Here is a 26,781-nt window from a genome sequence, read left to right on the forward strand (position 1 = left end):
GGTGCCCGGGCCCGCCGCGCTGGGTATCCCCTCGGGTGTGGCGCGGCACCCCCAGGCCGCGCGCGGCCCCCGGAGGGATGCCCGTGGAGCTTTCCGTTGCCCGCCAGCCCCAGACCACCCCCGCCCGGGGCGCCGCGATCCCGCCCCAGCCCGGCCCGTCCGGCCCCGAGCGCCCCACCACCGGAACCGCCGCCGGTACCGCCGCCGAAGCCGAACCGACGGCCGAAGGGCCGACCGTCGAAGGGCCGGTCGCAGAAGAGCCGCCCGACGAGGAGCCGGTCGCCGAGGAACCGACCGCCGAGGAGCTGGTCGACGAGCCGCCGGAGCCCGCGCTCGACGAGGGCACCGGCCCGGCCGCAGACCTGCTGCGCCAGTACCTGCGGGAGATCGGCCGGATCCGGTTGCTGACCGCGGTCGAGGAGGTGGAGCTGGCCCGCGCCATCGAGGCCGGCCTGTTCGCGGAGGAGGCGCTGGACCGCTTCCCGGACGCCGACGAGCGCCTGCTCGGCGACCTGGACCGGCTGGTGGTGCTCGGCCGGATCGCCAAGCGGCGCCTGATCGAGGCCAACCTGCGACTGGTGGTCTCGGTCGCCAAGCGCTACGTCGGGCGCGGCCTGACCCTGCTCGACCTGGTCCAGGAGGGCAACCTGGGCCTGATCCGGGCGGTGGAGAAGTTCGACTACGCGCGCGGCTACAAGTTCTCCACCTACGCGACCTGGTGGATACGCCAGGCGATGAGCCGTGCCCTGGCCGACCAGGCCCGCACCATCCGGGTGCCGGTGCACGTGGTGGAGCTGATCAACCGGGTGCTGCGGGTGCAGCGCGCGCTGCTGCAGGAGCGCGGCGTCGAGCCGACCGCCGCCGAGGTCGGCGAGGCGCTGCAACTGTCGCCGGAGCGGGTCCGTGAGGTCCTCAAGCTGGCCCAGGAACCGGTCTCGCTGCACACCCCGGTCGGCGAGGAGGACGACATCGCCCTCGGCGACCTGATCGAGGACGCCGACGCCGCCTCACCGGCCGAGAGCGCCGCCTTCCTGCTGCTGCGCGAGCACCTGGAGGCGGTGCTGGCCACCCTCGGCGAGCGCGAGCGCCAGGTGGTCCAGCTCCGCTACGGCCTCGACGACGGTCGTCCCCGCACCCTGGAGGAGATCGGCCACCTGTTCGGGGTGACCAGGGAGCGGATCCGGCAGATCGAGGCGAAGACCCTCGGCAAGCTCCGCGACCACGCCTTCGCCGACCAGCTCCGCGGCTACCTCGACTAGGCCCCGCCCGCCCGGCGGCTACCTCGACTAGGCCCCGCCCGTCCGACGGCTACCCGTCCGACAGGACCGGCCGGACGGGGCCCAGCCCTCCGGCCGCCCCGACCGGCTCCGCCGTCCGCTCAGTGGTGGAACCCGCTGCGCGGCGGCATCCCCAGCTCGCTGAGCGGCGCGGGCTGGCGCTCCAGCTCGGGCAGCAGCCGCCGCAGGTCGGCCAGCAGCAGGTCCGCCAGGTCCCGGGTGAACCCGTTGCGGCACACCACCCGCAGCACCGCCAGGTCGGTCCGTCCCTCCGGGAAGGTGTACGCGGGCACCTGCCAGCCGCGTTCGCGCAGCCGCCGGGAGACGTCGAAGACGTCGAACGGGCAGTCCTCGGCGGTGGTGAACGCGAACACCGGCAGCTCGTCGCCCCTGGTGATCAACCGGAACGGCCCGAGCTTCTCGACCTCCGCCGCCAGGTACCCGGCGACGTCCCGGCAGGCCTGCTGGATCGCGTGGTACCCGGCGAACCCGAGCCGCAGGAACGCGTAGTACTGGGCGACCACCTCGGAGCCCGGCCGGGAGAAGTTCAGCGCGAAGGTCGGCATCTCGCCGCCCAGGTAGTTGACCTTGAAGACCAGCTCCTCGGGCAGCGCCTCGCCGTCCCGCCACAGCGCCCAGCCGACGCCCGGGTACACCAGGCCGTACTTGTGGCCGCTGGTGTTGATCGAGGCCACCCGCGGCAGCCGGAAGTCCCACACCAGGTCCGGGTCCAGGAACGGCGCGACCATGCCGCCGGAGGCCCCGTCCACGTGCACCGGCACGTCCAGGCCGGTGCGCTGCTGGAAGGCGTCCAGGGCGGCGCAGATCTCGGCGATCGGCTCGTAGGAGCCGTCGAAGGTGGAGCCGAGGATGCCGACCACGCCGATGGTGTTCTCGTCGCAGTGCGCCACCGCCTGCTCGGCGTCGAGGTGGAAGCGCTCGCCCTCCATCGGGACGAGGCGCGCCTCGACCTCCCAGAAGTTGCAGAACTTCTCCCAGCAGACCTGCACGTTGACGCCCATCACCAGGTTCGGCCGCGCCCCGGCCGCGTACCGGTCGGCGTTGCGGGCCATCCAGCGCCGCTTGAGCGCCATCCCGGCGAGCATGCACGCCTCGCTGGAGCCGGTGGTCGAGCAGCCGACCGCGGCGGCGGGGTCGGGCGCGTGCCACAGGTCGGCCAGGATCGCCACGCAGCGCCGCTCCAGTTCGGCGGTCTGCGGGTACTCGTCCTTGTCGATCATGTTCTTGTCGCGGCACTCGGACATCAGCCGGTCCGCGTACTCGTCCATCTGGGTGGTGACGAAGGTCGCCAGGTTCAGCTTGGCGTTGCCGTCCAGCATCAGCTCGTCGTGGATCAGCTGGTAGGCGACGGGGGGCGGGACCGGCACCCGGGGCAGCTGGTGCAGCGCCGGGGCCTGCTGCATCGCGCCCAGCGGGTCGGTCAGTACGTGCAGCGGGCTGAACGGCAGCCGCTTCTCCTCGTCCTTCTTGCCCTTGTGCAACGCCATGGCGGAACGTCCCTCCACTCGTGGAACCTCCACGGTGGCACCGGGCCGGGGCTCCCGCACATCAGGCGGCGGGGTCAGGCGGTCTCCGGGTGGTACTGCTCGCGCAGCGCCGCGAACTGCTGGCGCACCGCACTGCCGACCGCCAGGTCGTGCTCCTGGTCGGGGGCGAGCACCGTCAGGTCGGGCAGCTCCCAGTGCGGGGGCTCGGGCGTCCCGGCGAGGGCCCAGGCGGCCTGCCGGGCCGCGCCGCGGGCCGCGTGGTCACCCGGCGGGGGCACCACCACGGGCAGCCCGAACAGCTGCGGCGCGATCTGCTGCACGGCGGGCAGCCGCCCGGCCGTCCCCAGCAGGAAGACCCGGTTCACCGCGACGCCGTGCCCGCGCAGCACGTCCAGCGCCTCCGCGAGGTTGCACAACATGCCCTCGACGGCGGCCCGGGCCACGTGCTGCGGCGCCATCGACTCGGCCCGCAGCCCGGTCAGGGTGCCCGCGGCGTGCGGCAGCTTCGGGGTTCGCTCGCCGTCCAGGTAGGGCAGGAACACCATCCCGTACGCGCCGGGCGAGGACTGCAGCGCCAGCTCGGACAGGCCCTCCAGGTCGGTGCCGAACATCGCGGCGGTGGAGCGCAGCACCTGCGCGGCGTTCAGGGTGGCCACCATCGGCAGGTGCCGCCCGGTGGCGTCCGCGAACGAGGAGACGAGGCCGGACGGGTCGACCACGGCCCGGTCGTGCACCGCGAAGATCGTCCCGTTGCCGCCCAGCGACACCACCGCGTCGCCGAGTCCCAGCCCGAGGCCGAGCGAGGCCGCCATGTTCTCCCCGGTGCCGGCCGAGATCAGCAGCCCCTCGGGGGTGTGCCCGGCGGGCTCGGCCGGGCCCAGCACGTCCGGGACGGCCAGCTCGTGGCCGAGCGCCAGCTTGATCAGGTCCTGCCGGTACTCGCCGGTGACGGGCGACCAGTAGCCGGTGCCGGAGGCGTCGCCGCGGTCCGTGGTGCGCCGCTTCGGCCCGCCCAGCAACTGGGAGACCAGCCAGTCGTGCGGCAGCAGCACTTCGGCGATCCGCTGCGCCGAGGCCGGTTCGAACTCGGCCAGCCAGCGCAGCTTGGCGATGGTGTACGTGGGGCCGGGGACGGCGCCGATCGCCTCCACCCAGGGCTGCGGCCCGCCCAGGGCGTCCAGCAGCGCGGCCGCCGAACCCGCCGAGCGGGGGTCGTTCCACAGCAGGGCGGGCCGCACCAGCACGCCCCCGGCGTCCAGTCCGATCAGGCCGTGCTGCTGCGCGGACACCCCGATCGCCCGGACGCCCTCCAGCAGGCCCCCGGCGGCGGCGTCGCCCAGCGAGTGCAGCCAGGTCTGCGGGTCGACCTCGGTGCTCCGGCCCTCCTCGCCCTCGGGCAGCGGGTGCGGGGCCCGGCCCTGCCTGAGCACGGCGCCGGTGTCGGCGTCGCACGCGACGATCCGGGTGCGAGTGGTGGAGCTGTCGATGCCCGCGACGATGGCCATGCCGAGATCATGCCGCAGTCGACGGCCGGGGCGGGGCCGACTGCGGCAAGTGTTGCCCAGTCGGTACCGGAACCACCCCGTCCGCCGACCGCCCGGTCCGGCCCGGGGGCGCCCGGCGGATCAGGGATGCACGGTGCCCCAGCCGTCGTCCTCGCCGTGCTGCTTGGCGAAGTACGGGACGCGCTCGGTCAGCGCGTGCGGCAGCTTCTCGCCGACCTTGTCGGCGACCGCCCCGGCGGCCTTCCCGGCGACCGCGCCCGCCTGCTGCTTGGCCTTGCCCGCGGCGTCCTGCACCCGCGGGTTCTCCCGCACGTGCCGGGCCGCGCCGGCCAACTGCTCGTAACGTTCGCGCCCGGCCCGGGTACCGAGGACGTACCCGACCCCGAGGCCCACGATCAACGACACCTTCCACATGTGCTGGTTCCACCCTTCGTCGCCGCGCGATTGTGTGCCGCGTCTACCCGTCCGGCCGGGCCGTGAACCACCCGGCCGGTGGCGGGCCCGGACCGGCCGGGGCCGCCGTGCACCAGCATCCCCGTCCGCCCCGCGGGGCGCGCGCGGGGCGCGCCGGGCCGGGACGGCGCGGGGGCGCACCCGAGGTGGGGGAGGCGCCGGGGAAAGCGATTGGCGGAACACCCCCCTGAGTGCGCTAATGTATGTCCCGCAGCGAGCGCCGTGGCCCCCGGAGCGATCCGGAGACCGGGGCGGTCGGAGCGGAAGCACGATCCTCCATAGCTCAATTGGCAGAGCAGCCGACTGTTAATCGGCAGGTTATTGGTTCGAGTCCAATTGGAGGAGCGCGGTCCCCCATAGCTCAATTGGCAGAGCAGCCGACTGTTAATCGGCAGGTTATTGGTTCGAGTCCAATTGGGGGAGCTTCACCGGAAGTCGCGGTGACGAGCACGGAACGAAGGCCCCTCGGCGATGCCGAGGGGCCTTCGTGGTGCCCGCGCCTTCGCGGCGCCCGCCCGGTCCGCCCGGCCGCGCCCGGCGTCCCGTCGCCTCAGCCGGCGGCGGCCCGCCGGTACAGGTCGGCGACGTGCGCGTCGAAGGCCACGCTGTACGAGGTGTCCGGGCTCACGCCGCCCGTCTGGTAACCCCCTATCACCCCGATCACCTGGCCCGCGTCGGTGACCCACGGGCTGCCGCTGGTGCCGTCGGTGAACCCCGCGCAGTCGAAGCGCTGCTGGGTGGCGCTGCGCGAGGAGGTGCGGGTTCGGCAGGTGATCGGGGCCTCGCCCGCGTTGGGGTAACCGGTGACGGTGACCTCCTGCCCGGTGCCGAGGCCGACCGCGAACGTGCCGGAGCCCACCTCGTCCTCGACCTGCCGCCCGTCGAGCGGGCCGACGGTGAGGAAGGCGACGTCGTCGTCCTCGTCCTGCCCGTTCTCCCAGGCGGGGTCGACGGTCACCGCGGTGATCGGCCACGTCCCGTGCGGGGTCAGGCCGTTGCGGTAGCCGGGGACGAAGACCAGGCCGTCCAGCGGCACGCCCTCGGGGGCCGCGCAGTGGGCGGCGGTGATCAGCAGGTTCCGGCCGGGGCTGTGCACCACGCTGGCGGTGCAGACCCGGGCGCCGTCGGTGTCCTCGACGAACAGCGCGCCGACCCGGTCGGTGGCCGGGCCGGGCGGGGCGGGGGCGGCGGCCGCCTGCTCCGGAGCGCCGCCGGCCTGCTCGGCGGAGCCGCAGCCGGTCACGGCCAGCAGCAGCACCAGCGCCCCGGCCGCGGTGGCCGGGGAGGGGCCGGATCGGGAGGAGGTGCGCGGCACCGCGGCTCGCTTCTGCTCGGCGGCCCGCCCGGTGCGCCGGGCGGCGGTCGCAGCAAGGTCTACCAGGGCCCCTGCGGACCGGGCAACCGCCGTCCGGCGCGGAGCCCGGTGCGCGGCCCGGGGAGGGGTCACCAGCCCCCGCACGTCTGCTGGCGGAGCGCCCGGACCCGTTCGCCGAAGTGGCGCTGCCACCCGGCCGGCCGGGGGCGCGGACGGGTGCCGGGCCGTGCGTACCCGGATGCGCCCCCGGCGCGCACCACGGGTGATCGACCGGCTATGCTGCCGGGGGCGGCCCTGAGGGGCCGTCTGCTGCTGCCAGGACCGCTTCGTCGGCCCCGGCGGGTCGAGTCGGGGGGCGGTAGCTCAGCCGGTTAGAGCAGGGGACTCATAATCCCTTGGTCGTGGGTTCGAGTCCCACCCGCCCTACCTCGGCCGCTGACCGACCGTCAGCTAGACCGGCCCCCTGACCAGGCGAAACGCCGGACGGGTCACGCAAATCGTAGAGCACCGGCTCGCCGCTCGTCCTCCTCCGGCCTGAAAGTTCACCCTCCAGTGGACTTCTGATGGACATGGCGCAGGAGAGCGTCCCCAGGAGCGCCCCGGGGTGGTTCGCCGAACGACCGGGGCTCCACGGGAGTTGATCCATCGGGCCGCGCTCCTGTCGGCCTTCGGTCCCTCGCCGTACGGCTCGTGTCACGAGCCCCGACCGGGCGGTCGAACGACGAGGCCCTCGCCCCGCCGAGCGCGCACGACCGAAGCGGCGACATGACGCCTCGTCAAGGGAGACCGGAGCAAGGGTGCCGCGTCCCGGCCAGCAGACGACAGCCCCTTTCCGGCGGATGTCTCCACCGACCCGGTCGCCGACAACGGCCGCCGGCAGGTGCGACCGCGGTCCGGCGGCGCGGGCGGACCGCCCGGCGGTCAGGGGCGTCAGGGGTGGGACGGCAGCTTCCGCGGGCGGCGGGTTCGGCACGGCGGGGACTGTGCCGCGCTCCAGGACGCGACCGGGGGGCCAGCTGCGCACCGCACTCCACCGGGCGGCGCGGCGAAGACCCCCGCCCGGACCGGTACGTCGTTCGGTCCGGCGGTGAACTCCGCCCACCGTCGAGTGCGGACGGGATCGGGCGACGGCGAGTCGGCCCCGGCCGGACCGTCCGGTCAGCATGTCGGCTCACGGCCGTCGCTCGCCCGACCGGGTGAGGGATCGCCGGAGCGGGTGACGCCGGGGCCGTCTGCCACTCGACTGGCGGACAGTCGGGCCGTGTGCGAACGGGTAGCGTTCGGCCAGGCCGCTCCGGCCCTGTTCTCGTCCCGCCGCCCGGATGGAGACCGCATGCCCCGGACACCGCGCCCCACGTCCCGCACGACCGTCGGCAGGACCGCCCGCCGGTTGGCCACCGCACTGCTCGTACCCGTCCTCGCGGCCTGCGGTGGCGGCGGCGGTGGCTCGGGGTCCGGGGCGACGTCCTCGGCCGCGCAGTCCGGTGGCGACCTCGGGGCCTCGCCGCCGACGGAGGGATCGGGGGAGCGGCCCGACGACAACCGGACCGAGGCCGGCGGGAACCAGGGCGGGTTCAACGCGGCCGGCCAGGTCTCGGCGAACGCCAGCGGAACGTGGAGCCTCGCCCGGATCGACCTGTCGAGTCCGCGGCAGGAGGCCTTCACGGCCACCATCAGCCAGGTCACCGACTGCACCGGCGGCAAGGAGTCCGCGCCCGCCAGCCCGGCCAGCCAGGAGGTCCACCTGGCCGGCGGCGCCACGCCCGAGACGGCCCAGTTCACCCTCGCCGGGCCGATGCCGCCGGCCGGAAGCAAGCGCACGATCTGCGTCACCGTCACCGTCAACGGCGCGAGCAGGCGGGGCCCCGCGGCCGGAACGGTCGACGTCCCCGAGAACTCCCCCGACGGCGGCGGCACCGACGAACCCGGCAACGGCCCCACTGATGGCGGCACTCCCGACAGCGGCACTCCCGGCACCGGTACGCCCGACAGCGGTACGCCCGACAGTGGTACGTCCGAGCAGCCCGTCCCGCCCCCCGAGTCCGCGAGCCCCCGCTGAGCACTACCGACGGGCGACCGTCCGGCGGCGACCCATCCGACGAACCGGATCCGCCCGGGCCGGAGCGGCCCGGTCCGCCGCAGCCGGAAGGCCGCTCGTGGCGCAGCTGGATCGGCCTGATCGCCTCCTGGATCGCGCCGACCACGCTCATCACCGCCCTGCTGTTCTTCTTCGGCTACGCCTACACCGACTCCCTCTACAGCTATTTCGGCGTGGACTCCGCCACCATCGGCTTCTCCGGCCAGGACCTCCTGCTCCGCAGCTCGGCCGCGCTCTACCTCCCGGCCGGCGTCCTGCTGTGCGGCGCCCTGGTGGTCGCGGGCGCCTATCACCTGGCCACCCGGACCGTCCGCAGCGGCGCGGAGGGGCGCCGGGCCGTCCGCCGGGCCTGCCGGGTCGTCGCGCTGCTGGCCGTCCCGCTCGTGGTGCTCGGGTTCCTCGCCGGCTTCGAGGTCATCGACGCGGGTCCCACGGGCACCCCGCTCCTGCTGGGCGGTGCGCTGCTGCTGGTGGTGCTGGCGAGGCTGCTGGCCGTACGGACGACCGGTGCCGCCTACCCGCTGACCGGGGAGCGGGCGGCGCTCGGCATCAGCGTGGCGCTGATCGTGCTCTGCTCGTTCTGGACCGTGGGCGGCTTCGCCCACCAGAAGGGGCACCGTGACGCCGAGTGGCTCGCCCGCAACCTCGCGCTGCGCCCGGCGGTCGTCCTCGACACCACCGAGCGCCTCTACCTGCAGTGGGCGGGCGTGGACGAGCGGGCGCTGCCGGACGCCGGAGCGGGGCAGAAGTTCCGCTACCGCTACCGGGGGCTGCGGCTGCTGGCGCAGGCGAACGACCGGATGTTCCTGATCCCGCGCGACTGGACGTGGAAGGAGGGCAACGTGCTGATCCTTCCGGTGGACGCCAACGTCCGGATCGCCTTCCATCCGGGCTGACGCGCGGTCACCCGACCGCCTCCGCAAGGCCGAGGACCTGGTCTCCGAACAGCGAACGACTCCGCCTCCAAGCCGGGGAGACATTCCTCCCGCATGGGTGGGGTGTTGAGGACGGCGGGGTTCACGGGCCGCGGACGCGGTGCACCACCGGGTGAACCTGACGGCGCGGCAGCTCGCACCGCTCCCCGGCGTCTCGACGGCGACGGTGTGCCGCGTCGTCCGGCGCCTCGGCCCGCTGGGGTGCGGACTCGGTGCCGGTGCCGATTCCGCCCGGGGGCGGACGGCTGACGGCGGGCTCGTCTGGGGACTTCGGGGAGAGGTGCGCGGCCGGGGCGGGAACGTTCCGCCCGGACCCGCGAGCGGCGCTGAGCTGCGGGAACGCGGTCGGAGGCGGTCGCGCATCGACCGATCGGATGATGCCGGGGTCCACCGGAACGCTCGCCGGGTCTGGCCGTTCCGCCGACGGAGCGGGGTGGTGCACGGGGCAAGTATGGAGTCGCGGAGCAGACCCGCCCGCTCCCCGGCCCCGCCCCCGCCCTGCCAGTCCCCCGCCCCCGCACCCGTTGAGGCATTCCGTGCTGTCCCTGCCGTCCCTCAGGAGGAGGACCGTGATGACCGCGACCGACCAACGCCTGCTCACCGCCGCCCGCACCGGTGACCTCGACGCCGCCCGGGCCGCCCTGGCGGACGGCGCCGCCCCGGAGGCGCGCGACGCGCACGGGCGGACGGCGCTGCTGCTCGCCGCGCTCGCCGACCACGTCCCCGTCGCCGAACTCCTGGTCGCCGCCGGGGCGGACCCGGACGCGCGGGACGAGCGGGAGGACAGCCCCTGGCTGGTCACCGGCGTCACCGGCAGTGTGCCGATGATGCGCGCCCTGCTGCCCGCCCGGCCGGACTTCGGGCTGACCAACCGCTTCGGCGGGGTCAGCCTGATACCCGCCGCCGAGCGCGGCCACGTCGCCTACGTGCGGGCCGTGCTGGCGGAGACCGACATCGACGTCGACCACGTCAACCGGCTCGGCTGGACGGCCCTGCTGGAGGCCGTGATCCTCGGCGACGGCGGCCGCGCGCACGTCGAGGTCGTCCGGCTGCTGCTGGCCGCGGGCGCCTCCCCGCTGCTCGCCGACGCCGACGGCGTGACGGCCCGGCAGCACGCCGAACGGCGCGGCTTCGGCGCCCTGGCCGAACTGCTGCGGGAGGCCGAGGCCCGACCCGACCGGGAGAACGGGGCGGCCCGATGACCACCCGCCGCAGGCGCTCCGGCCCGCTGCTGCTGGCGGCCGCGCCGGTACTGGCCGTCCTGCTGGCCGGCTGCGCCGATCCGGGCGACAGCGGCGGCGCGGCCACCACCCCGCCCCCGCCCCGCCCGACGGCGGCGGCCCCCGCCGCGCCCGCCGCCCCTGCCACGTCCACCCCCGCCGACCCGGCGCCCACCCCGGCCGGGACGCTGCTGGTGGCCGACTTCGGGGCGGACACCGTGACCTTCGTCGACCCGGCGCGCGGGGCGATCGGCTCGGTGCGCGTCGGCACGGCTCCGTACGCGGTGGCGGTCGGGGCCGACGGGCGGGCCTGGGTGAGCACCGCGGAGGGCGTCGCCGAGGTCGACACCCGGGCGCACACCCTGCTCCGCACCGTCCCGCTGCGCACCGACACCGGCCCGGCCGGGACGGGCGAGTACCGGGGCGGCGCCATGGGCCTGGCCCTGGCACCGGACGGCACCCGGCTGTACGTCGGGGTGAACGTGCCGGGGCGCTCCGGCGTGCTGGAGGTCGTCGACACCGCGGAGGGCGAGGTCACCGGGGTGGCCCCGGTCGGCCGACGGCCCTTCGACGTCGACGTCTCGCCGGACGGCCGCCAGGTCTACGCGACCGGCCACGACTCCTTCGACGTGACGGTGGTCGCGGCGGACGGCCTGGCCACCCGGCGGATCCAGGTCGCGCCGTACGGTACCGAGGGCGGGCTCGGCTCCTGGCTGAAGCCGCACTACGCGGCGGTCCGGCCGGGTGACGGCAGGCTGCTGCTGCCCTTCGAGGGCGAGCGCCTCGCCGTGGTCGACCCGGCCACCGGGCAGGTGGCGATCGAGTCGATGACCGCCGACACCCACCAGCACGGCGCCACCCTCGCTCCGGACGGGCGGCTGCTGGTGGTCGGTTCCGGCCCGGTCACCGGGGCCGACCGGGGCCCCAGCCTGACGGTCCGCAACCCCGACGGCAGCGAACGGGTGTACCCGCTCGACGCCCCGCACGAGAACGTGGCGATATCGGCGGACGGGCGGACGGCGTACGTCACCGGCGGCTTCACCCGGGACGGCTACTGGGACGGCATCACCCTGGTCGACCTCGACAGCGGAGCCACCCGCCGACTGGAGGCCGGACACCGACCGCTGGGGGTGGCGGTGCTCTGAGACCGGAGGAGTGCGGCCGGGCCGCACCGGCCGGGGCCGGGCGGAGCGGGAGGCCCTAGGGTGGGCGGATGCTCCTCCCCGCCGACCTGCCCACGCCCTTGACCGGGGTCGACGACCCGGAGTTCGCCGTGGCGGGCGCGGAGCTGTGGCTCAAGCGGGACGACCTGGCGCACCCGACGGTGCCCGGCAACAAGTGGCGCAAGCTCGCCCCGAACCTGGAGCGGGCCCTCGCGCAGGGCGCCCGGGGGCTGCTCACCTACGGCGGGGCGTACTCCACGCACGTGCGGGCGGTCGCGGCCGCCGCGCACGGGCTCGGGCTGGCCAGCACCGGCGTGATCCGCGGCGCCGAGCTCGCCGGGCGGCCGCGCAACTGGTCGCTGGCGCAGGCCGAACGGGACGGCATGGTGCTGGAGTTCGTCGAGCGCTCCGCCTATCGGGAGGCGGCCTCGGGTCGGCACGAGCACCGGGCCGGGTACTACGTGCTGCCCGAGGGCGGCTCCAACGGCCTCGCCGTGCGCGGCGCCGCGCTGATCGCCCGGGAACTCGCCGACCAACACCCGGACTTCGGCCCGCGGGACGTGGTGTGCTGCGCGGTCGGCACCGGCGGCACCCTGGCCGGGATCGCGGCGGGGCTGCCCGACGGCCCGCGGGCGCTCGGCGTGGCGGTGCTGCGCGGGGAGGGCTACCTGGAAGGGGAGGTGACGGCCCTGCACCGGGCCGGGTACGGCCGCGAGTTCGCCAACTGGCGGCTGGCGCACGACTGGCACGGCGGCGGCTACGGGCGCGTCCCGCCGGAGCTGGAACGGTTCGCCCGGTGGTTCGAGGACGCATACGGCGTCCCGGTGGAGCGCCGCTACGTGGCCAAGGCGTTGTGGGGCGCGTACGGGCTGCTGCGGGCGGGCGCCCTGCGCGGCCGCCGGGTGACGGTGGTGGTGACGGGAGTTCCGGACCCGGTGCGGTGAGCCCGCCGGACCGGACCGGCGGGCCCCGGGACTGCTGGCCCGGACCGGCGGGCCCCGGAGCGGTCGGTTCCGGCGGGTGGGTCAGCCGAAGCTGAGGTCGTTGCAGAGGTCGGTGTCGGCGGGCCGGGTGTTGTCGGCGATGCCGGACGGGATGCTGGAGGGCAGGGCGTCGGGGGAGGCGGTGCCGCCCGTGCCCGCGCCCGCGTCGGGGGCGTTGGTGAGGGCGCGGTCCTGGCCGAGGGTCAGCACGATGCCGTCGGCGTCGGCGGCGGAGCGCAGTTCGGCGCCGGGGTAGAGCTGGGCGAGCCGTTCGGCGGCGGCCCGCCGGGAGGGGGCGTACTCGATCAGGGTGGTGCGGCGGGCCGGGGTGTCGGCGCCGATGGTGATGTCGGTGTAGCCGTTGCCGCGCAGGCCGAGCGCGGTGCGTCCGGCCAGGCCGCCCGACTTGGCCGCGTTGTGCACGGTGACGGGCACGTCGAGCAGGGCGCGGTCGGTCTGGCCGGAGGCGTCGGCGCCCCCCGACGCAGAAGCCGAAGCCGACGCCGAAGCCGACGCCGATGCCGTGGCCGGGGCGCCGCCGGTCGCGGAGGGGGAGGCGCCGGGGCTCGGGCTCGCGCCCGGGACGGCACCGGTACCGGCACCCGTGCCGGTGCTGCGGCCGTCGAGGGTGCGGTCCTGGCGCAGCAGGCCCCACAGGATGCTCGCGTCGGGTTCGACCACGGCGACGCGTTCGCCCTGGAAGCGCCAGGGGAGGGTGACGAACTGGATGTCGGAGAGCTGGATGTCCTGCAGGGACTGGGCGAACTCGGCGAGCTTGTAGGGCGATCCGAGCTCGGGGTCGACGGTGAGCGACTTGGTGGCGGCGTCGGCCAGCGGCAGCAGGGTGCTCAGGTCGAAGCCCTTCTCCTGCACCTTCTTGATCAGCGAGGACATGAACGCCTGCTGCCGGAGCATCCGGCCGATGTCGGAGTTGTCGCCGATCCCGTGCCGGGCCCGGACGTAGTCCACGGCCTGCTGGCCGGAGACGGTCTGCCGCCCCTTGGCGAGGTGGATGCCGTACGAGTTCACGTCGTTGGGGACGCAGACGTCCACACCGCCGACGGCGCTGGTGATGGCCGCGAAGCCCTTGAAGTCGACGACCAGGGTGTGGTCGACCCGCAGCCCGGTCAGGGTCTCCACGGTGTTCTGCGTGCAGGCCGGGTTGCCGTTCTCGAACTCGCCGACGGTGAACGCCGAGTTGAACATCTGGTTGGCCCGCTCCTTGGTCCACGTGCCGTTCGGGAGCAGGCAGGGCGGGACGGTGACCAGGGTGTCGCGCGGGATCGACACGCCGACCGCGTGCTTGTGGTCGGCGTACACGTGCAGCAGGATCGCGGTGTCGGAGTGGCCGACGCCCTCGTCGCCGCCCCCCAGCGAGTTGTTGCCGTCCTCGCGGGTGTCGGAGCCGAGCAGCAGGACGTTGACGGGCCGTCCGCCGGTGGGCGCGGGCGTGGCGACCGGGGGGCGGCTGGAGGCGATGCCCTCGGGGGCGAAGGTCGTGATGTTGCGGTCCAGCCGCTGGTAGTACCAGGCGCCCGTGCCGGCCGCGGCGACGACCAGCGCGGCGGCGGTGGCCCCGAGAGCCCGGGCTATTCGGCGGCCGCGGGAGCGGGTCGGGGCGGCGTCCTGCGTGGCGTCGGTCATCGGTCGGGCGTCTCTCTGCGCGCAGCGGGAACTGGTGCCCGAGGGCAGGCACTGGACCGACCCGCCGCACTGCGGATCGGTACTCGTCACTACTTGGACGGTTCGGCGCACGGAATGGTTACAAGCGCACCATCTTTTTCGAGAGTTTCTTCGAACCGGGCGGCGGAAGGGCCGCGACCCTCGGTGCCGACGGCAGTTCAGCCGGTCTTCGCGGCACCACCAGCGGCACCGGCAGTACCACCACCGGCACCACCACCGGGGCCGGGGCCCGCGCCGGTGGAGTCGAGCATCCGCCGCAGCAGGTCGCGCAGTTGGGCGCGCTCCTCGCCCTCCAGGGCGGCCAGCGGCTCGCGGGCGAAGTTCAGCGACTCGCGCAGCTCGGTGGAGGCGGAGCGCCCGGCGTCGGTGGCGACGACCAGCTTGACCCGGCGGTCCTGCGGGTCGGACTCGCGGGTGACGAAGCCGCGGCCCTCCAGCCGGTCGACGATGCCGGTGATGTTGGAGGGCTCGCAGGCGAGGGTCTGCGCGATGTGCCGCATCGGCATCGGTCCGCGCCGCAGCAGCGCCAGCACCTTGGCCTGAGCGCCGGTGAGCGAGCGGGCGGCCGCGGCCTCCTCGTACTCGCGGTGGAAGAGGCCGACCAGGCGCGCCATCAGGTCGACGACCTCCAGCGTGATCGGGTCGACAGTCGGTGCCTGTTCTTCCGCCATGACCTGCTCCTCCCGCTGCGCCATGCTCCCGAGTCTAGCTGAACATTTGACAACATGAACCTTTCATCCTCACGATTGCTTTAGCAAGTGAATATTTCACCCTGAGGAGCATCTGATGGCAGCAGAGCAGGACGTCCCCGCCACCGGCCGTGAGTGGCACCTGGCCGCCCGCCCGCAGGGCTGGCCCGTCCCGGCCGACTTCGCCCTGGTCGAGGCCCCCGTCCGCCGCCCCGCCCCGGGCGAGATCACGGTGCGCAACGCCTACCTCTCCGTCGACCCCTACATGCGCGGCAGGATGAACGACGTGAAGTCCTACGTCCCGCCGTACGCGCTCGGGGCGCCGATGGACGGCGGGGCGGTCGGGTACGTGGTGGCCTCCGCGGCGGAGGGCTTCGCGGTCGGGGACGCCGTGCTGCACGGGCTGGGCTGGCGCGAGTACGCCACGCTGGACGCCGCGCGCGCGGTGAAGGTCGACCCGGAGCTCGCCCCGCTCTCCGCCTACCTGGGCGTCCTGGGGATGCCCGGCCTGACCGCGTACGCCGGGCTGCTGGAGGTCGCCTCGTTCCAGGAGGGCGACACCGTCTTCGTCTCCGGCGCGGCCGGGGCGGTCGGCTCGCTGGTCGGCCAGATCGCCCGGCTCAAGGGTGCCGAGCGGGTCATCGGCTCGGCCGGCTCCGCGGAGAAGGTCGCCACCCTGGTCGAGGAGTACGGCTTCGACGCCGCCTTCGACTACAAGGCGGGCCCGGTCGCCGAGCAGCTGGCCCAGGCCGCCCCCGAGGGCATCGACGTGTACTTCGACAACGTCGGCGGCGAGCACCTGGAGGCCGCGATCGGCGCGCTCAACGTGCACGGCCGGGTCACCCTGTGCGGGGCCATCGCCCAGTACAACGACACCGGGGCCCCCACCGGGCCGCGCAACCTGGCGCTCGCCATCGGCAAGCGGCTGCGCCTGCAGGGCATGATCGTCGGCGACCACGCCGCGCTGCGCGGGCAGTTCCTCGCCGAGGTCGGCGGCTGGCTGCGCAGCGGCGAGCTGCGCTCCGACGAGACCGTGGTCGAGGGCGTGGAGAACGCCGTCGAGGCGTTCCTCGGCATGCTGCGCGGCGCCAACACCGGGAAGATGGTCGTCGAGGTCTGACCCCGCGTCGGCCGACGGCCCGTCAACCCGCCCCCGCCGGAGCGCGATCCCCGGTGGGGGCGCACGCGTGCGGCCGTTCGGGGGAGGTGGGGGCCGTGAGGGTAGACCTCTCGGAGGAACCGACTAGCATGGGGGGAAAGCTTGTCCGTTTTGCTCGATTTGATGACCTAATGTCGAATAAGTTGAGCTTCACGGGGTAGCAACTGGATCAGCACCTACCGGTACCCACCGGTGACGGCACGAGGCAGCTGGGGAAGGCGACCCTCGTCCACAGCCAGGAGGTCCCGGTGACGACACGTGGTGTGCTCTACATCCACTCCGCGCCCCGCGCGCTGTGCCCGCACGTCGAGTGGGCGGTCGCGGGCGTGCTCGGCGTGCGGGTCAACCTCGACTGGATCAGGCAGCCCGCCGCGCCGGGCCACTGGCGGTCCGAACTCTCCTGGCAGGGGGAGCCCGGCACCGCCTCCAAGCTCGCCTCCGCGCTGCGCGGCTGGCAGTTGATGCGGTACGAGGTGACCAGCGAGCCCTGCGCCACGGCGGAGGGCGAGCGGTACTCCTCCACGCCCGCGCTCGGCATCTTCCACGCCGTCACGGGCCTGCACGGCGACATCCTGATCCCCGAGGACCGGCTCCGCGCCGTGCTGCTGCGCGCCCGCAGCGAGGGCAGCGACCTGGAGGCGGAGATCGCCAAGCTGCTCGGCAAGCCCTGGGACGACGAGCTGGAGCCGTTCCGGTACGCGGGCGAGGGCGCGCCCGTGCGCTGGCTGCACCAGGTGGTGTGAACGCGCAGGTGGTGCGAACGCGGAAGGGGGCCCGGGGTTCGCACCCCGGGCCCCCTCCGGGGCGTCGGTCCGGTCAGACGGTGCGGAAGGCCAGCACCACGTTGTGGCCGCCGAAGCCGAAGGAGTTGTTGAGCGCGGCGATCCGGCCGTCGACCGGCAGCTTGCGGGCCTCGTCGCGGACGATGTCGGCGTCGATGTCGTCGTCCAGGTCGACCACGTTCACGGTCGGCGGGGCGATCCGGTTGTACAGCGCGAGCACGGTGGCGACGGTCTCGATGCCGCCCGCGCCGCCGAGCAGGTGGCCGGTCATCGACTTGGTGGCGGAGATCGCCACGTGGTCGAGGTGCTCGCCCAGGGTGCGGCGCAGCGCCTTGATCTCGGCGGTGTCGCCCTGCGGGGTCGAGGTGGCGTGCGCGTTGACGTGCACCACCTCGGACTTGTCCAGGTCGTTGCGGGCGAACAGGTCGTCGATGGCGCGGGCCACGCCGGCGCCGGTCGGCTCCGGCTGGGCGATGTGGTGGGCGTCCGAGGACAGGCCCTGGCCGACGGCCTCGCAGTAGACCCGGGCGCCGCGGGCGGCCGCGTGCTCGGCGGACTCCAGCACGACCACGCCCGCGCCCTCGCCGAGGACGAAGCCGTCGCGGCCCTTGTCGTACGGGCGGGAGGCGTGCTCCGGGTCCTCGTTGTTCTTGGACATCGCCATCATGTTGGAGAAGGCGACGATCGGCAGCGGGTGGATCGCGGCCTCGGTGCCGCCGGCCACCACCACGTCGGCCCGGCCGGTGCGGATCATCTCGATCGCGTAGCCGATCGCCTCGGCGCCGGAGGCGCAGGCGGAGACGGGGGTGTGCACGCCCGCGCGGGCGCCGACCTCCAGGCCGACGTTGGCCGCCGGGGAGTTGGGCATCAGCATCGGGACGGTGTGCGGGGAGACCTTGCGGACGCCCTGCTCCTTGAGCACGTCGTACTGGTCGAGCAGGGTGGTGACGCCGCCGATGCCGGAGGCGATGACCGCGCCCAGGCGCTCGGGGGCCAGCGGGTTGGCGTCGTCGGTGGCCGGGGCCTCGTAGCCCGCGTCCTTCCAGGCCTCGCGGGCGGCGATCAGCGCGAACTGCGCCGAGCGGTCCAGCTTGCGGGCCAGCGGGCGCGGCAGGATCTCGCCGGGCTCGACGGCGACCCGGGCGGCGATCCGGACGGGCAGGTCGGCCGCCCACTCCTCGCCGAGGGCGCGGACCCCGGACTTGCCGGCCAGCAGGCCCTCCCAGAAAGTGGCGGCGTCGCCGCCCAGCGGCGTGAAGGCGCCGATACCCGTGACGACCACGGTGCGGTTTTCAGCAGTCACTGGTTTCTTCTTCTCTCACATCTGAGGGGAGGGCCGGAGGGGGAGGGGGCCGGCCGGGGCGCGTCGGGCGCGCCCCGACCGGCCGGTCTGACCGCAGGTCAGGCGTTGGCGACGATGAAGTCCACCGCGTCGCCGACGGTCTTGAGGTTCTTGACCTCGTCGTCCGGGATCTTCGCGCCGAAGCGCTCCTCGGCGGCGACGACGACCTCGACCATGGACAGCGAGTCGACGTCCAGGTCGTCGGTGAAGGACTTGTCGAGCGCGACGTCCTCGGTGGGGATGCCGGCGATCTCGTTCACGATCTCGGCGAGACCTTCGAGAACCTCTTCGCGGGTAGCCATCTCGGCTGCTCCTTCTCGGTGTTGACAGCGTGCGGTCCGGCGGACCGACGCGGGTTTCCAGGGGTGGGGCGGAGAAAAACGCCTAGGGGAGCGTAACGACTGCGGCGGCGTACACCAGACCCGCCCCGAAGCCGATGATCAGCGCCAGGTCGCCGCTCTTGGCCTCGCCGCGCTCCAGCATCCGCTCCATGGCGAGCGGAATGGACGCGGCGGAGGTGTTGCCGGTCTCCGCGATGTCGCGGGCCACCGGGACGCCCGGGGGCAGGTCCAGCTTCTTGACCATGGCGTCGATGATGCGCATGTTGGCCTGGTGCGGGATGAACGCGCCGAGCTGGTCGGCGGTGATCCCGGCGGCCTCCAGGGCCTGCTCGGCGACCTTCGCCATGTCGTACACCGCCCAGCGGAAGACCGTCTGGCCCTCCATCCGCAGGGCCGGCCACTTCGCCTCCTCGCCGGTGCCGTTGACGGCGTCCGGCTTGGCGAAGGCGGTGTCCCAGGCCTGGGTCTGCGAGATCACGTCGGCCTGCGAGCCGTCCGAACCCCAGACCACCTTGCCGATGCCGGGGGTCTCGGACGGGCCGACGACCGCGGCGCCCGCGCCGTCGCCGAAGATGAACGCGGTCGAGCGGTCGGTGACGTCGGTCAGGTCCGACAGCCGCTCCACGCCGATCACCAGCACGTACCCGGCGCTGCCGCCGCGCACCATGCCGTCGGCCAGGCTCAGGCCGTAGCCGAAGCCCGCGCAGGCGGCCGAGATGTCGAACGCCGGGGCGGTGCCGCAGCCGAGCCGCTGGGCGATCTCGGTGGCGATCGCCGGGGTCTGCTTCAGGTGCGAGACGGTGGCGACGATGACGCCGCCGATCTGCTCCGGGCTGATCCCGGCCATCGCGATCGCCTTGCCGGCCGCCTGCACCGACATCTCGGCGACGCTCTCCTCCGGCCCGGCCCAGCGGCGCTCGGCGATGCCGGAACGGGTGCGGATCCACTCGTCCGAGGAGTCGATCCAGTTCAGCACCTCGGAGTTGGGGATCACCCGGGTCGGCCGGTAGCCGCCCACCCCGTGGATGCGGGAGAACCGGGCGCCGGTGGCCGGCTTGATGGTCGCGCTCATGCGCTCTCCTCCTGGCCGCCGTGCTCGGCCACGAGGGCGCGGGCCTTGTCGAGATCGGCGGGGGTCTTCAGGGCCAGCGTGGCGACACCCTTGACGTTGCGCTTGACCAGGTTGGTGAGGGTCCCGGCGGGGGACAGCTCGATCACGGCGGTCGCGCCCAGCCGCTGCAGGGTCTCCATGCACAGGTCCCAGCGGACCGGGTTGGACACCTGCGAGACCAGGCGGGCGAGGACCTCGGCGCCGGAGCCGACCACCTCGCCGTCCCGGTTCGAGAGGTACGCGACGGCCGGGTCGGCGGCCGTGAGGGTCGGCGCCAGCTTCTCCAGCCGGGCCACGCCCGGGGCCATGTGCGCGGTGTGGAACGCGCCCGCGACCTTCAGCGGGATCAGCCGCGCACCGGCCGGCGGGTCCGCCTTCAGCGCGTCCAGCTGCTCCAGCGTGCCGGCCGCGACCAGCTGGCCGCCGCCGTTGTTGTTCGCCGCGCTCACGCCGTGCTCGGCGAGCTTCGCGAGCACCGCCTCCGGGTCGCCGCCGAGCACCGCGGTCATGCCGGTCGCGGTCGCCGCGGCGGCCTCCGCCATGCCCAGGCTGCGCTCGCGGACGAAGACCAGCGCGTCCTCCTCGGACAGCACCCCGGCCAGCGCCGCGGCGGTGATCTCGCCCACGCTGTGGCCCGCCACCGCGCCGACCGCGCCGGCCACGCCCTGCGGGAACAGCGCCGCGGCGGTCACCAGGCCGGCGGCCACCAGCAGCGGCTGCGCGACGGCGGTGTCCTTGATCTCCTCCTCGGAGGCCTCGGTGCCGGCGTGCACCAGGTCGAGGCCGGCCGTCGCCGACCACCGGCGCAGCCGGTCGGCGGCGCCGTCCAGTTCGAGCCAGGGGTTGAGGAAGCCGGGGGTCTGGGCACCCTGTCCAGGGGCGACGATAACGAGCACGGTTCAACCCTCTCTCGCCGGACGCCCGGGGGCGGGTAGGCGACGATGACGAAGAAAAGCACGTCGGCTTGTGGAGTCCCTACAGTCCGCTCAGCCCTGGTCGGCCCCGGAGCCGAGACGCCCCAGAGCAAGGGCGATGCGCAGGGTGAAGGCCGAACGCACGTCGGACGGAGCATAGCCGGTGACGTCTGTCACACGACGCAGCCGGTAGCGCACGGTGTTCGGGTGGACGAAGAGCATCCGGGCCGCGCCCTCCAGCGAGGACGCCTGCTCCAGGTAGACACTCAGCGTCTCCAGGAGTGCCGAACCGGCCTCCTCCAGGGGTGTGTAGATCTCCTCCACCAACTGACGGCGCGCCACTTCGTCGCCCGCCAGCGCCCGTTCCGGCAGCAGGTCGTCGGCCAGCACCGGGCGGGGCGCGTCCGGCCAGGCCGCGCACGCCTTCAGGCCCTGCGCGGCGGCGTGCGCCGAGCGGGTCGCCGACAGCAGGTCGCCGACCGTCGGGCCGACCACCACCGGACCCGGCGCGAACTGGCCGATCAGCGCCCGGGCCGCGTGCACCGGCTCCTTGTCGCCGCCGACCACCACCACCAGGCGGCGGCCCAGCACCCCCGTCAGCACGTGCAGCTTCGCGTACCGGGCGGCGCGCCGGATCGCCTCCACCACCAGCTCGCTGTCCCCGTCCGGGGCGCTGCCCATCACCACCCGCACCTGGCTCGGCTGGCCCCAGCCCAGCGCCGCCGCCCGCGACAGCACGCCCTCGTCGGCGTCCCCGGACAGCAGCGAGTTCACCACCAGCGCCTCCAGTCGGGCGTCCCACGCGCCGCGGGCCTCCGCGGCCTGCGCGTACACCTGCGCGGTGGCGAACGCGATCTCCCGGGCGTAGACCAGCACCGACTCGCGCATCCCCGCCTCGTCGCCGGGCGCGGCCACCTCCTCGATGGCCTCCTCCATCACCTCGATGGTGGTGCGGATCAGCTCCACGGTCTGCCGCAGCGTGATCGCCCGGGTCAGCTCCCGCGGGGCGGTCCCGAACACGTCCGTGGAGATCGCCTGCGAGGCCTCCGGGCGCCGGTACCACTCGGTGAACGCCGCGATGCCCGCCTGGGCGACCAGGCCGATCCACGAACGGTGCTCCGGCGGCATCCGCCGGTACCAGGCCAACTGGTCGTCCATCCGGGCGATCGCCGCGGACGCCAGCTTCCCCGCCGACTTCTCCAGCCGCTTCAGCGTCGCCGCCCGCAACTCCGCCCGCTCGGCCGCCAACCGGCGCTCCTCGGCCGTCATCCGGCCCCGGCCGGGCACCGCGGCCGCCCGCCCCGGACCGGACGGGCGCTTGGCGGGCTTCTTCTCCTGGGCCTTCTCCGCGGACCGCTCCGGGGCGGAGCGCTCCTCGGACGAACGGTCGGAGGACTTGTCGGGTTTCGCTGAAGCGGAGGGCACGGCACTAGCCTGCCTCACGCCGGAGGGTGCTCGTGCACACCCGGCCCGATGTCGCCCGGTGGCACCCGTCACACCGGCTACCGTGGTGCCCGTGAGCGTGGAAACTCCGCCCCCCGACGGGCACGCGTGCGAAACCATCGAACCGGCGTCCGGCCCCGTCCGGAAGGAGCGCGGCCGTGCCGACCTGAGGCGCGCCGCCGAGCGTTACCTGTCGGAACCCGCCGAAGGCGTCACCACCCGGCACGCCTTCTCCTTCTCCGGCCACTACGACCCGAGGAACACCTCCTTCGGCGCGCTGCTCGCCTGCAACGAGGAGACCCTCGCCCCCGGCGCCGGGTACGAGGCCCACCGGCACAGCGAGACCGAGATCGTCACCTGGGTCGTCTCCGGCGCCCTCGCCCACCGCGACGACGCGGGCCACGCGAACGTCGTGCGGCGCGGCACCGTGCAGGTGCAGTCCACCGGGACGGGCATCAGCCACACCGAACGCAACCTCGGCGGCGCCACCGAACCCGTCACCTTCGTCCAGATGTGGCTCCAGCCCGACGAGTACGGCGCCGCGCCCGGCTTCGGCCTCGCGCCGGTCCCCGAGGGGGACGGGCTCACCCTGCTCGCCTCGGGCCGGCCGGCGGACGCGGGGCGGGCGCTGCGACTGCGGCGCGGCGACGCGGCGCTGTGGCTGGTCCGCGCCCCGGCCTGGATGCCGCTGCCGACCCTCCCCGCCGCTCCCTACCGCTACGTCCACGTCGTCTCCGGCTCGGTCGGCTACCGCACCGTCCCGGGCCCGCAGGGCGGCGGGCGCTCGGCGGGGCCGGGCGATTCCGTCCGCGTCACGGGCGACGCGTTCGCGGACCCGACGGCGGGGGAGGACGGGGTGGAGCTGCTGCTGTGGGAGATGCACACGCCCGTGCAGTACGGCTGAGAGAGCGCGAAACCAGGGGCGCGGGGAACTGCGCGCTGCGGGAGGCGCACGTCAGCAAGGTCGCGGCGTGGGCGGTGAGGTGGCGTCGCCCCGCGACCTCGCGGTGGGTGCGGGGTTGCTCGCGCCGTTCCCCGCGCCCCTGCTTTCGCGCTTCGCGTTTTACGCTACGCGTTCTCGGCGAGGACCGCGTCGGAGAGCCGCGGCCAGACCTCGGCCGCCCACGGGCCGAAGTCGCGGTCGGTGAGGGCGACGCAGGCGAGGTCGGCGGCGGGGTCGACCCAGAGGAAGGTGCCGGACTGGCCGAAGTGGCCGAAGGTGGCGGGGGAGTTGGCGGTGCCGGTCCAGTGCGGGGACTTGTGGTCGCGGATCTCGAAGCCGAGACCCCAGTCGTTGGGGCGGCGGTGGCCGAAGCCGGGCAGGACGCCGCTGGTGCCGGGGAAGGCGACCTCGCGGGTCGCGGCGCGCAGGGTGGCCGGGTCGAGCAGCTTGGGGGACTGCAGTTCGGCGGCGAAGCGGACGAGGTCGGCGACGGTGGAGAGGCCGCCCGCACCGGCGGGGGCGCGGTGGGCGGTGTTGATCAGGGTGGCGTGCATGCCGAGGGGCTGGAAGACGGCCTCGGCGGCGTACTGGTCGAAGCGGATCCCGGAGGCGTCCTCCAGGGCGGACGCGAGCACGTCGAACCCGGCGTTGGAGTAGAGCCGCCGGTTGCCGGGCTCGGCCATCACCCGGTGCTCGTCGAAGGCCAGGCCGGAGGTGTGGGCGAGCAGGTGGCGGACGGTGGAGCCGGCCGGACCGGCCGGGTCGTCGAGCTCGAAGACGCCCTCCTCGACGGCGACCAGCACGGCGTACGCGCTGAGCAGCTTGGTCACCGAGGCGAGCGGGAACAGGTGCTCCTGCGGGCCGTGCGCGCCCAGCAGCGCGCCGTCGCTCCCGCGGACCACCGCCGCCGCGGCGTGGGGTACCGGCCAGTCCTCGATCATCCGCAAGCTCTGCATGGGCGCACTCTACCCAGCGGGCCGCGCCCGGGACGGCCGGTGGCGTGCCAGGCTTGCTTGGAGTGCGCTCCAACTCGGTAGCGTCGTCGTTGTCGTCGAGACGGGGGTCGGAGAACCATGGCAGAGGCCGGGCAGCGGATGGTGGAGTGCGAGGAGGCGTTCCGCAACGCGCTCCCCGAACCGGACCTGACGCCGCGTCACGGGATCGGCGAGGTGTCCGCGGTCAGCGGGCTGAGCACGCACACGCTGCGCTGGTACGAGCGGATCGGCCTGCTGGAGCCGGTGGACCGCACGCACACCGGGCAGCGCCGCTACAGCGACGCCGACCTGGCCAGGCTGGCGTTCCTGACCAAGCTGCGGCTGACCGACATGTCGGTGGCCGACATGGTCCGGTACGTCGAGCTGATCCGGGCCGGGGACGGCACCCGCGCCGAGCGGCGGGAGCTGCTGGTCGCGCACCGCGCGCAGGTGCGGGAACGGCTCGCCGACCTGCACGCCACGCTCGCCCTGCTCGACCGGAAGATCGACCACTACGCCGAGCACGACCGGTCGCCCTCCGGCGACGCGACGACACGGAAGCACTCCGCACAGGACAGGAAGAGCGCATGAGCAGCAGCACCATCGAGACCACCCGGCTCGGCACCGACGGCCCGCTCGTGGGCGTGCAGGGCCTGGGCTGCATGGGCATGAGCGAGTTCTACGGCCCGACCGACACCGAGGAGGCGCTGGCCACCCTGGAGCGGGCCGTGGAGCTGGGCGTCACCCTCTTCGACACCGCCGACGTCTACGGCTCGGGCGCCAACGAGGAGCTGATCGGCCCGTTCGTCCGGGCGCACCGCGAACAGGTCGTGCTGGCCACCAAGTTCGCCATCGAGCGGCGCGCCGACGACCCGCACTACCGGGGGATCAACAACGACCCGGCGTACATCCGCAAGGCGGTGGACGCCTCGCTGCGGCGCCTCGGCATCGACGTGATCGACCTCTACTACATGCACCGCCGCGACCCGAACGTGCCGCTGGCCGAGTCGGTGGGCGCGATGGCCGAGCTGGTCGCGGCCGGGAAGGTGCGCCACCTGGGCCTGTCCGAGGTGACCGGCCCCGAGCTGCGGGAGGCGCACGCGGTGCACCCGATCGCGGCGCTGCAGTCCGAGTGGTCGCTCTTCGCCCGCGGCGTGGAGCGCAGCGCCGTCCCGGCCGCGGCCGAGCTGGGCGTGGCGCTGGTGCCGTACTCGCCGCTCGGCCGGGGCTTCCTGACCGGGGCGTTCGCCGACGCCGGGCAGCTGGACGCGGGCGACTTCCGCCGCCACCTGCCGCAGTTCACCGGCGAGAACGCGGCCGGCAACGCCGAACTGGTCGCCCCGGTCCGGAAGATCGCCGAGCAGCACGGGGCGACCGCCGCCCAGGTCGCGCTGGCCTGGCTGCACCAGCGCGCCGCGGTGCACGGCCTGACCGCGGTGGTGCCGATCCCCGGCACCCGCAAGCGCACCCGGCTGGAGGAGAACCTGGGCGCGACCCGGCTGGTGCTGACCGAGGAGGAGCTGGCCGAGCTGGAGCCGATCGCCGACCGGGTCTCCGGCGGCCGCTACGCCGACATGAGCTCCACCGCCGACGCCCGCGAGGTCTGACCGCCCCGGGGCGTCAGCCCTGGCTCTCGGACGGGCCGCTGACCTCGCCGTAGTGGCCCAGCGCGATGGCGGCGAAGTTGTGCCGGCTCGCGGTGCCCTCGGCCAGGTAGCCGTTGTGGCCGCTGGCGCCCAGCGAGGAGACCGACACCGCGCCGAAGGCGTGGGTGGTCGGGTCGGCGCCGTGCCCGAGGCCGCCGACCTCCAGGTAGGGCACGTTCCCGATCCAGTCGCCGGGGTTGCGGGCCGCCCACACCTGGACGCCGGTGCCCAGCTCGGCGGCCGAGTCGACGCCCATCCCGGGGCTGCCGAACGCCACCACGTCGGTGGGCTGCGCGTCGTGCAGCGAGGGCGAGGCGGTGCCGCAGACCACCGAGCCGTACGAGTGGCACAGCAGCGCGGGCGGCGCCTCCGGGTGGGCGGTCTGCTTGAGGCCGGCCAGCAGCCGGGTCAGCCGGGGGGCGGCCGCCTCGGCGAGCCGGGAGGTGACCGCGTCCGGGCCGAGGCCCTGCGGGGTGACGTAGCCGGTCCAGGCGATCACCGCGGTGCGGGTGCCGGGCGCCTGGGCGTGCTCCTCGGCGTACAGGGCGCGGGCCATTCCGGCGGGGGAGCGCAGCGGGTCGGCGGTCTGGTCGAAGTGGCCGAGGTCGGCGTCCGAGCCGGGCACCAGGACGGCGATCCGCTCGGCCGAGGCCAGGTCGCCCCAGACCTCGGTGACCAGGCCGCGGCCGCGCGGGTCGAAGGCCAGGACCTGCCGGCCCGGGGCCAACAGCCGGTCGGAGTCGTTGGCGCGGGAGGCGGCCAGCGCGCGGGTGGTGGGGTCCAGGCCGGTGTCGGCGGCGCGCTGCCGGGCGCGGTCCCGCTCGGCGGTGATCGCGACCCGGTTGGCGCGGTAGCGGACGGCCGGCGGGGCGCCGTCCAGGTTGCCGACCACCAGCGGGTACTCGGCCACCAGCCGGTTCAGCTCGGCCGGGGCGAGGGAGGCGAAGAAGGCGGCGACGGCGGCCGGGTCGGCGGTGGCCGGGTCCGGCAGCGGGCGGCCGAGGGTCCGGTCGGCGACCCAGGCGGAGCTGCCCGCGGGCGGGGTGGTGATCGCCAACTGCTCGTTGGAGGCGGCGGCCTGCGCGGCGGCCGCACCGGCGTCCACCAGGGCGGCGCACCCGGCGAACACACCGATCAGGATTCGCTTGACCCGCCTGCGGTGCATCGCGTCCACTCCCTCGGGCCGGTACATCGCGGCGGGACTGACCCGACGGTGCGTGACTGCCAACTACTAGTCAGCCAGAGTAGAGGGCGGCCGACCCCGGGGGCAGGGCGCAAACCGTGTTCCGCGTCACAT

24 protein-coding genes, 3 tRNA genes and 1 pseudogene are annotated in these 26,781 nt (G+C 74.5%); 15 read left to right on the top strand and 13 right to left on the bottom strand.

Annotation, left to right across the window (positions count from 1 at the left end):
• The first annotated feature begins 77 nt into the window (after positions 1 to 77).
• Entirely contained in the window at positions 78 to 1,259 is a 1,182-nt protein-coding gene (locus tag ACFY00_RS00120) for a sigma-70 family RNA polymerase sigma factor (protein WP_388025523.1), read from the top strand.
• A gap of 119 nt (positions 1,260 to 1,378) precedes the next feature.
• On the opposite strand, the gene ACFY00_RS00125 is transcribed toward ACFY00_RS00120, so the two are convergent.
• From ACFY00_RS00125 to ACFY00_RS00135, 3 genes are all read right to left on the bottom strand, one after another.
• The gene (locus tag ACFY00_RS00125; RefSeq protein ID WP_388025526.1) at positions 1,379 to 2,785 is read right to left on the bottom strand and encodes a glutamate decarboxylase; all 1,407 of its coding nucleotides are present in this window, start codon (positions 2,783 to 2,785) and stop codon (positions 1,379 to 1,381) included.
• 74 nt (positions 2,786 to 2,859) lie between these two features.
• Positions 2,860 to 4,290 carry an FGGY family carbohydrate kinase gene (locus ACFY00_RS00130; RefSeq protein WP_388025529.1) on the bottom strand — a complete coding sequence of 477 codons (1,431 nt, stop codon included), beginning with the start codon at positions 4,288 to 4,290 and terminating at the stop codon, positions 2,860 to 2,862.
• A gap of 120 nt (positions 4,291 to 4,410) precedes the next feature.
• Positions 4,411 to 4,704, bottom strand: a complete 294-nt coding sequence (locus ACFY00_RS00135) for a hypothetical protein (protein ID WP_388025532.1) — start codon at positions 4,702 to 4,704, stop codon at positions 4,411 to 4,413.
• 311 nt (positions 4,705 to 5,015) lie between these two features.
• Here ACFY00_RS00135 and ACFY00_RS00140 point away from each other — a divergent pair.
• Together ACFY00_RS00140 and ACFY00_RS00145 are read left to right on the top strand one after the other, a co-directional pair.
• Positions 5,016 to 5,088: transfer RNA gene (locus tag ACFY00_RS00140), tRNA-Asn, on the top strand.
• A gap of 5 nt (positions 5,089 to 5,093) precedes the next feature.
• Positions 5,094 to 5,166, top strand: a tRNA-Asn gene (locus tag ACFY00_RS00145).
• A 127-nt stretch (positions 5,167 to 5,293) separates the two neighbouring features.
• Here ACFY00_RS00145 and ACFY00_RS00150 read toward each other — a convergent pair.
• Positions 5,294 to 6,058 (bottom strand): trypsin-like serine peptidase, encoded by a 765-nt coding sequence (locus ACFY00_RS00150; protein ID WP_388025535.1) that lies wholly within the window; start codon positions 6,056 to 6,058, stop codon positions 5,294 to 5,296.
• Positions 6,059 to 6,410: 352 nt separating this feature from the next.
• Here ACFY00_RS00150 and ACFY00_RS00155 point away from each other — a divergent pair.
• The 7 genes and pseudogenes from ACFY00_RS00155 to ACFY00_RS00185 all read left to right on the top strand — a co-directional run bounded on the left by ACFY00_RS00155 (position 6,411) and on the right by ACFY00_RS00185 (position 12,418).
• Positions 6,411 to 6,484, top strand: a tRNA-Ile gene (locus ACFY00_RS00155).
• A gap of 964 nt (positions 6,485 to 7,448) precedes the next feature.
• Positions 7,449 to 8,117, top strand: coding sequence for a hypothetical protein (locus ACFY00_RS00160; protein WP_388025537.1), 669 nt, complete (start codon positions 7,449 to 7,451; stop codon positions 8,115 to 8,117).
• 212 nt (positions 8,118 to 8,329) lie between these two features.
• Positions 8,330 to 9,052 carry a hypothetical protein gene (locus ACFY00_RS00165; protein WP_388025540.1) on the top strand — a complete coding sequence of 241 codons (723 nt, stop codon included), beginning with the start codon at positions 8,330 to 8,332 and terminating at the stop codon, positions 9,050 to 9,052.
• 136 nt (positions 9,053 to 9,188) lie between these two features.
• A pseudogene (locus tag ACFY00_RS00170) lies at positions 9,189 to 9,290 on the top strand (IS5/IS1182 family transposase); the annotation flags it as partial.
• Between the two features lie 373 nt (positions 9,291 to 9,663).
• A complete protein-coding gene (locus ACFY00_RS00175; RefSeq protein ID WP_388025543.1) occupies positions 9,664 to 10,293 on the top strand; it encodes an ankyrin repeat domain-containing protein in 630 nt (209 codons plus the stop codon).
• A complete protein-coding gene (locus ACFY00_RS00180) occupies positions 10,290 to 11,456 on the top strand; it encodes a YncE family protein (RefSeq protein WP_388025546.1) in 1,167 nt (388 codons plus the stop codon). The genes ACFY00_RS00175 and ACFY00_RS00180 overlap by 4 nt, the downstream gene beginning before the upstream one ends.
• Positions 11,457 to 11,524: 68 nt before the next feature.
• Entirely contained in the window at positions 11,525 to 12,418 is an 894-nt protein-coding gene (locus ACFY00_RS00185) for a 1-aminocyclopropane-1-carboxylate deaminase/D-cysteine desulfhydrase (protein ID WP_388025549.1), read from the top strand.
• 81 nt (positions 12,419 to 12,499) lie between these two features.
• On the opposite strand, the gene ACFY00_RS00190 is transcribed toward ACFY00_RS00185, so the two are convergent.
• Positions 12,500 to 14,101, bottom strand: a complete 1,602-nt coding sequence (locus tag ACFY00_RS00190; protein WP_388025551.1) for an LCP family protein — start codon at positions 14,099 to 14,101, stop codon at positions 12,500 to 12,502.
• Positions 14,102 to 14,298: 197 nt separating this feature from the next.
• Positions 14,299 to 14,835 (bottom strand): MarR family winged helix-turn-helix transcriptional regulator, encoded by a 537-nt coding sequence (locus tag ACFY00_RS00195; protein ID WP_388025554.1) that lies wholly within the window; start codon positions 14,833 to 14,835, stop codon positions 14,299 to 14,301.
• Positions 14,836 to 14,926: 91 nt separating this feature from the next.
• Between ACFY00_RS00195 and ACFY00_RS00200 the strand changes: the two genes are divergently transcribed.
• On the top strand, positions 14,927 to 15,949 hold the full coding sequence (locus ACFY00_RS00200) for an NADP-dependent oxidoreductase (RefSeq protein WP_388025557.1): 1,023 nt from the start codon (positions 14,927 to 14,929) through the stop codon (positions 15,947 to 15,949).
• A 287-nt stretch (positions 15,950 to 16,236) separates the two neighbouring features.
• Positions 16,237 to 16,731 carry a DUF3145 domain-containing protein gene (locus ACFY00_RS00205; RefSeq protein ID WP_388025560.1) on the top strand — a complete coding sequence of 165 codons (495 nt, stop codon included), beginning with the start codon at positions 16,237 to 16,239 and terminating at the stop codon, positions 16,729 to 16,731.
• Between the two features lie 73 nt (positions 16,732 to 16,804).
• Here ACFY00_RS00205 and fabF read toward each other — a convergent pair whose 3' ends face one another.
• The 5 genes from fabF to ACFY00_RS00230 all read right to left on the bottom strand — a co-directional run bounded on the left by fabF (position 16,805) and on the right by ACFY00_RS00230 (position 21,747).
• A complete protein-coding gene (gene fabF / locus ACFY00_RS00210; protein ID WP_388025563.1) occupies positions 16,805 to 18,073 on the bottom strand; it encodes a beta-ketoacyl-ACP synthase II in 1,269 nt (422 codons plus the stop codon).
• A gap of 98 nt (positions 18,074 to 18,171) precedes the next feature.
• Positions 18,172 to 18,414, bottom strand: coding sequence for an acyl carrier protein (locus ACFY00_RS00215; protein WP_033250147.1), 243 nt, complete (start codon positions 18,412 to 18,414; stop codon positions 18,172 to 18,174).
• Positions 18,415 to 18,496: 82 nt separating this feature from the next.
• The gene (locus ACFY00_RS00220) at positions 18,497 to 19,525 is read right to left on the bottom strand and encodes a beta-ketoacyl-ACP synthase III (protein ID WP_388025567.1); all 1,029 of its coding nucleotides are present in this window, start codon (positions 19,523 to 19,525) and stop codon (positions 18,497 to 18,499) included.
• A complete protein-coding gene (locus ACFY00_RS00225; protein WP_388025569.1) occupies positions 19,522 to 20,460 on the bottom strand; it encodes an ACP S-malonyltransferase in 939 nt (312 codons plus the stop codon). The genes ACFY00_RS00220 and ACFY00_RS00225 overlap by 4 nt, the downstream gene beginning before the upstream one ends.
• 90 nt (positions 20,461 to 20,550) lie before the next feature.
• Positions 20,551 to 21,747, bottom strand: coding sequence for a PucR family transcriptional regulator (locus ACFY00_RS00230; protein WP_388026548.1), 1,197 nt, complete (start codon positions 21,745 to 21,747; stop codon positions 20,551 to 20,553).
• A 247-nt stretch (positions 21,748 to 21,994) separates the two neighbouring features.
• Between ACFY00_RS00230 and ACFY00_RS00235 the strand changes: the two genes are divergently transcribed.
• A complete protein-coding gene (locus ACFY00_RS00235) occupies positions 21,995 to 22,825 on the top strand; it encodes a pirin family protein (RefSeq protein WP_388025572.1) in 831 nt (276 codons plus the stop codon).
• 164 nt (positions 22,826 to 22,989) lie between these two features.
• On the opposite strand, the gene ACFY00_RS00240 is transcribed toward ACFY00_RS00235, so the two are convergent.
• On the bottom strand, positions 22,990 to 23,820 hold the full coding sequence (locus ACFY00_RS00240; RefSeq protein WP_388025575.1) for a serine hydrolase domain-containing protein: 831 nt from the start codon (positions 23,818 to 23,820) through the stop codon (positions 22,990 to 22,992).
• Between the two features lie 117 nt (positions 23,821 to 23,937).
• Between ACFY00_RS00240 and ACFY00_RS00245 the strand changes: the two genes are divergently transcribed.
• Entirely contained in the window at positions 23,938 to 24,429 is a 492-nt protein-coding gene (locus ACFY00_RS00245; RefSeq protein ID WP_388025577.1) for a MerR family transcriptional regulator, read from the top strand.
• Positions 24,426 to 25,445, top strand: a complete 1,020-nt coding sequence (locus ACFY00_RS00250; RefSeq protein WP_388025580.1) for an aldo/keto reductase — start codon at positions 24,426 to 24,428, stop codon at positions 25,443 to 25,445. Before ACFY00_RS00245 ends, ACFY00_RS00250 begins: the two co-directional genes overlap by 4 nt.
• A gap of 13 nt (positions 25,446 to 25,458) precedes the next feature.
• On the opposite strand, the gene ACFY00_RS00255 is transcribed toward ACFY00_RS00250, so the two are convergent.
• A complete protein-coding gene (locus ACFY00_RS00255; RefSeq protein ID WP_388025583.1) occupies positions 25,459 to 26,649 on the bottom strand; it encodes an alpha/beta hydrolase in 1,191 nt (396 codons plus the stop codon).
• Positions 26,650 to 26,781 lie beyond the last annotated feature (132 nt).

The organism is Kitasatospora sp. NPDC001540 (genome assembly GCF_042894345.1).
Taxonomy (GTDB): domain Bacteria; phylum Actinomycetota; class Actinomycetes; order Streptomycetales; family Streptomycetaceae; genus Kitasatospora; species Kitasatospora phosalacinea_C.

Excerpts from the sequence above, each read along its gene's own strand:
- ACFY00_RS00120 (WP_388025523.1), top strand. The coding sequence starts at position 78 with ATGCCCGTGGAGCTTTCCGTTGCCCGCCAGCCCCAGACCACCCCCGCC.
- ACFY00_RS00125 (WP_388025526.1), bottom strand. The coding sequence starts at position 2,785 with ATGGCGTTGCACAAGGGCAAGAAGGACGAGGAGAAGCGGCTGCCGTTC.
- ACFY00_RS00130 (WP_388025529.1), bottom strand. The coding sequence starts at position 4,290 with ATGGCCATCGTCGCGGGCATCGACAGCTCCACCACTCGCACCCGGATC.
- ACFY00_RS00135 (WP_388025532.1), bottom strand. The coding sequence starts at position 4,704 with ATGTGGAAGGTGTCGTTGATCGTGGGCCTCGGGGTCGGGTACGTCCTC.
- ACFY00_RS00175 (WP_388025543.1), top strand. The coding sequence starts at position 9,664 with ATGACCGCGACCGACCAACGCCTGCTCACCGCCGCCCGCACCGGTGAC.
- ACFY00_RS00180 (WP_388025546.1), top strand. The coding sequence starts at position 10,290 with ATGACCACCCGCCGCAGGCGCTCCGGCCCGCTGCTGCTGGCGGCCGCG.
- ACFY00_RS00185 (WP_388025549.1), top strand. The coding sequence starts at position 11,525 with ATGCTCCTCCCCGCCGACCTGCCCACGCCCTTGACCGGGGTCGACGAC.
- ACFY00_RS00190 (WP_388025551.1), bottom strand. The coding sequence starts at position 14,101 with ATGACCGACGCCACGCAGGACGCCGCCCCGACCCGCTCCCGCGGCCGC.
- ACFY00_RS00195 (WP_388025554.1), bottom strand. The coding sequence starts at position 14,835 with ATGGCGCAGCGGGAGGAGCAGGTCATGGCGGAAGAACAGGCACCGACT.
- ACFY00_RS00200 (WP_388025557.1), top strand. The coding sequence starts at position 14,927 with ATGGCAGCAGAGCAGGACGTCCCCGCCACCGGCCGTGAGTGGCACCTG.
- ACFY00_RS00215 (WP_033250147.1), bottom strand. The coding sequence starts at position 18,414 with ATGGCTACCCGCGAAGAGGTTCTCGAAGGTCTCGCCGAGATCGTGAAC.
- ACFY00_RS00220 (WP_388025567.1), bottom strand. The coding sequence starts at position 19,525 with ATGAGCGCGACCATCAAGCCGGCCACCGGCGCCCGGTTCTCCCGCATC.
- ACFY00_RS00230 (WP_388026548.1), bottom strand. The coding sequence starts at position 21,747 with ATGACGGCCGAGGAGCGCCGGTTGGCGGCCGAGCGGGCGGAGTTGCGG.
- ACFY00_RS00240 (WP_388025575.1), bottom strand. The coding sequence starts at position 23,820 with ATGCAGAGCTTGCGGATGATCGAGGACTGGCCGGTACCCCACGCCGCG.
- ACFY00_RS00245 (WP_388025577.1), top strand. The coding sequence starts at position 23,938 with ATGGCAGAGGCCGGGCAGCGGATGGTGGAGTGCGAGGAGGCGTTCCGC.
- ACFY00_RS00250 (WP_388025580.1), top strand. The coding sequence starts at position 24,426 with ATGAGCAGCAGCACCATCGAGACCACCCGGCTCGGCACCGACGGCCCG.
- ACFY00_RS00255 (WP_388025583.1), bottom strand. The coding sequence starts at position 26,649 with ATGCACCGCAGGCGGGTCAAGCGAATCCTGATCGGTGTGTTCGCCGGG.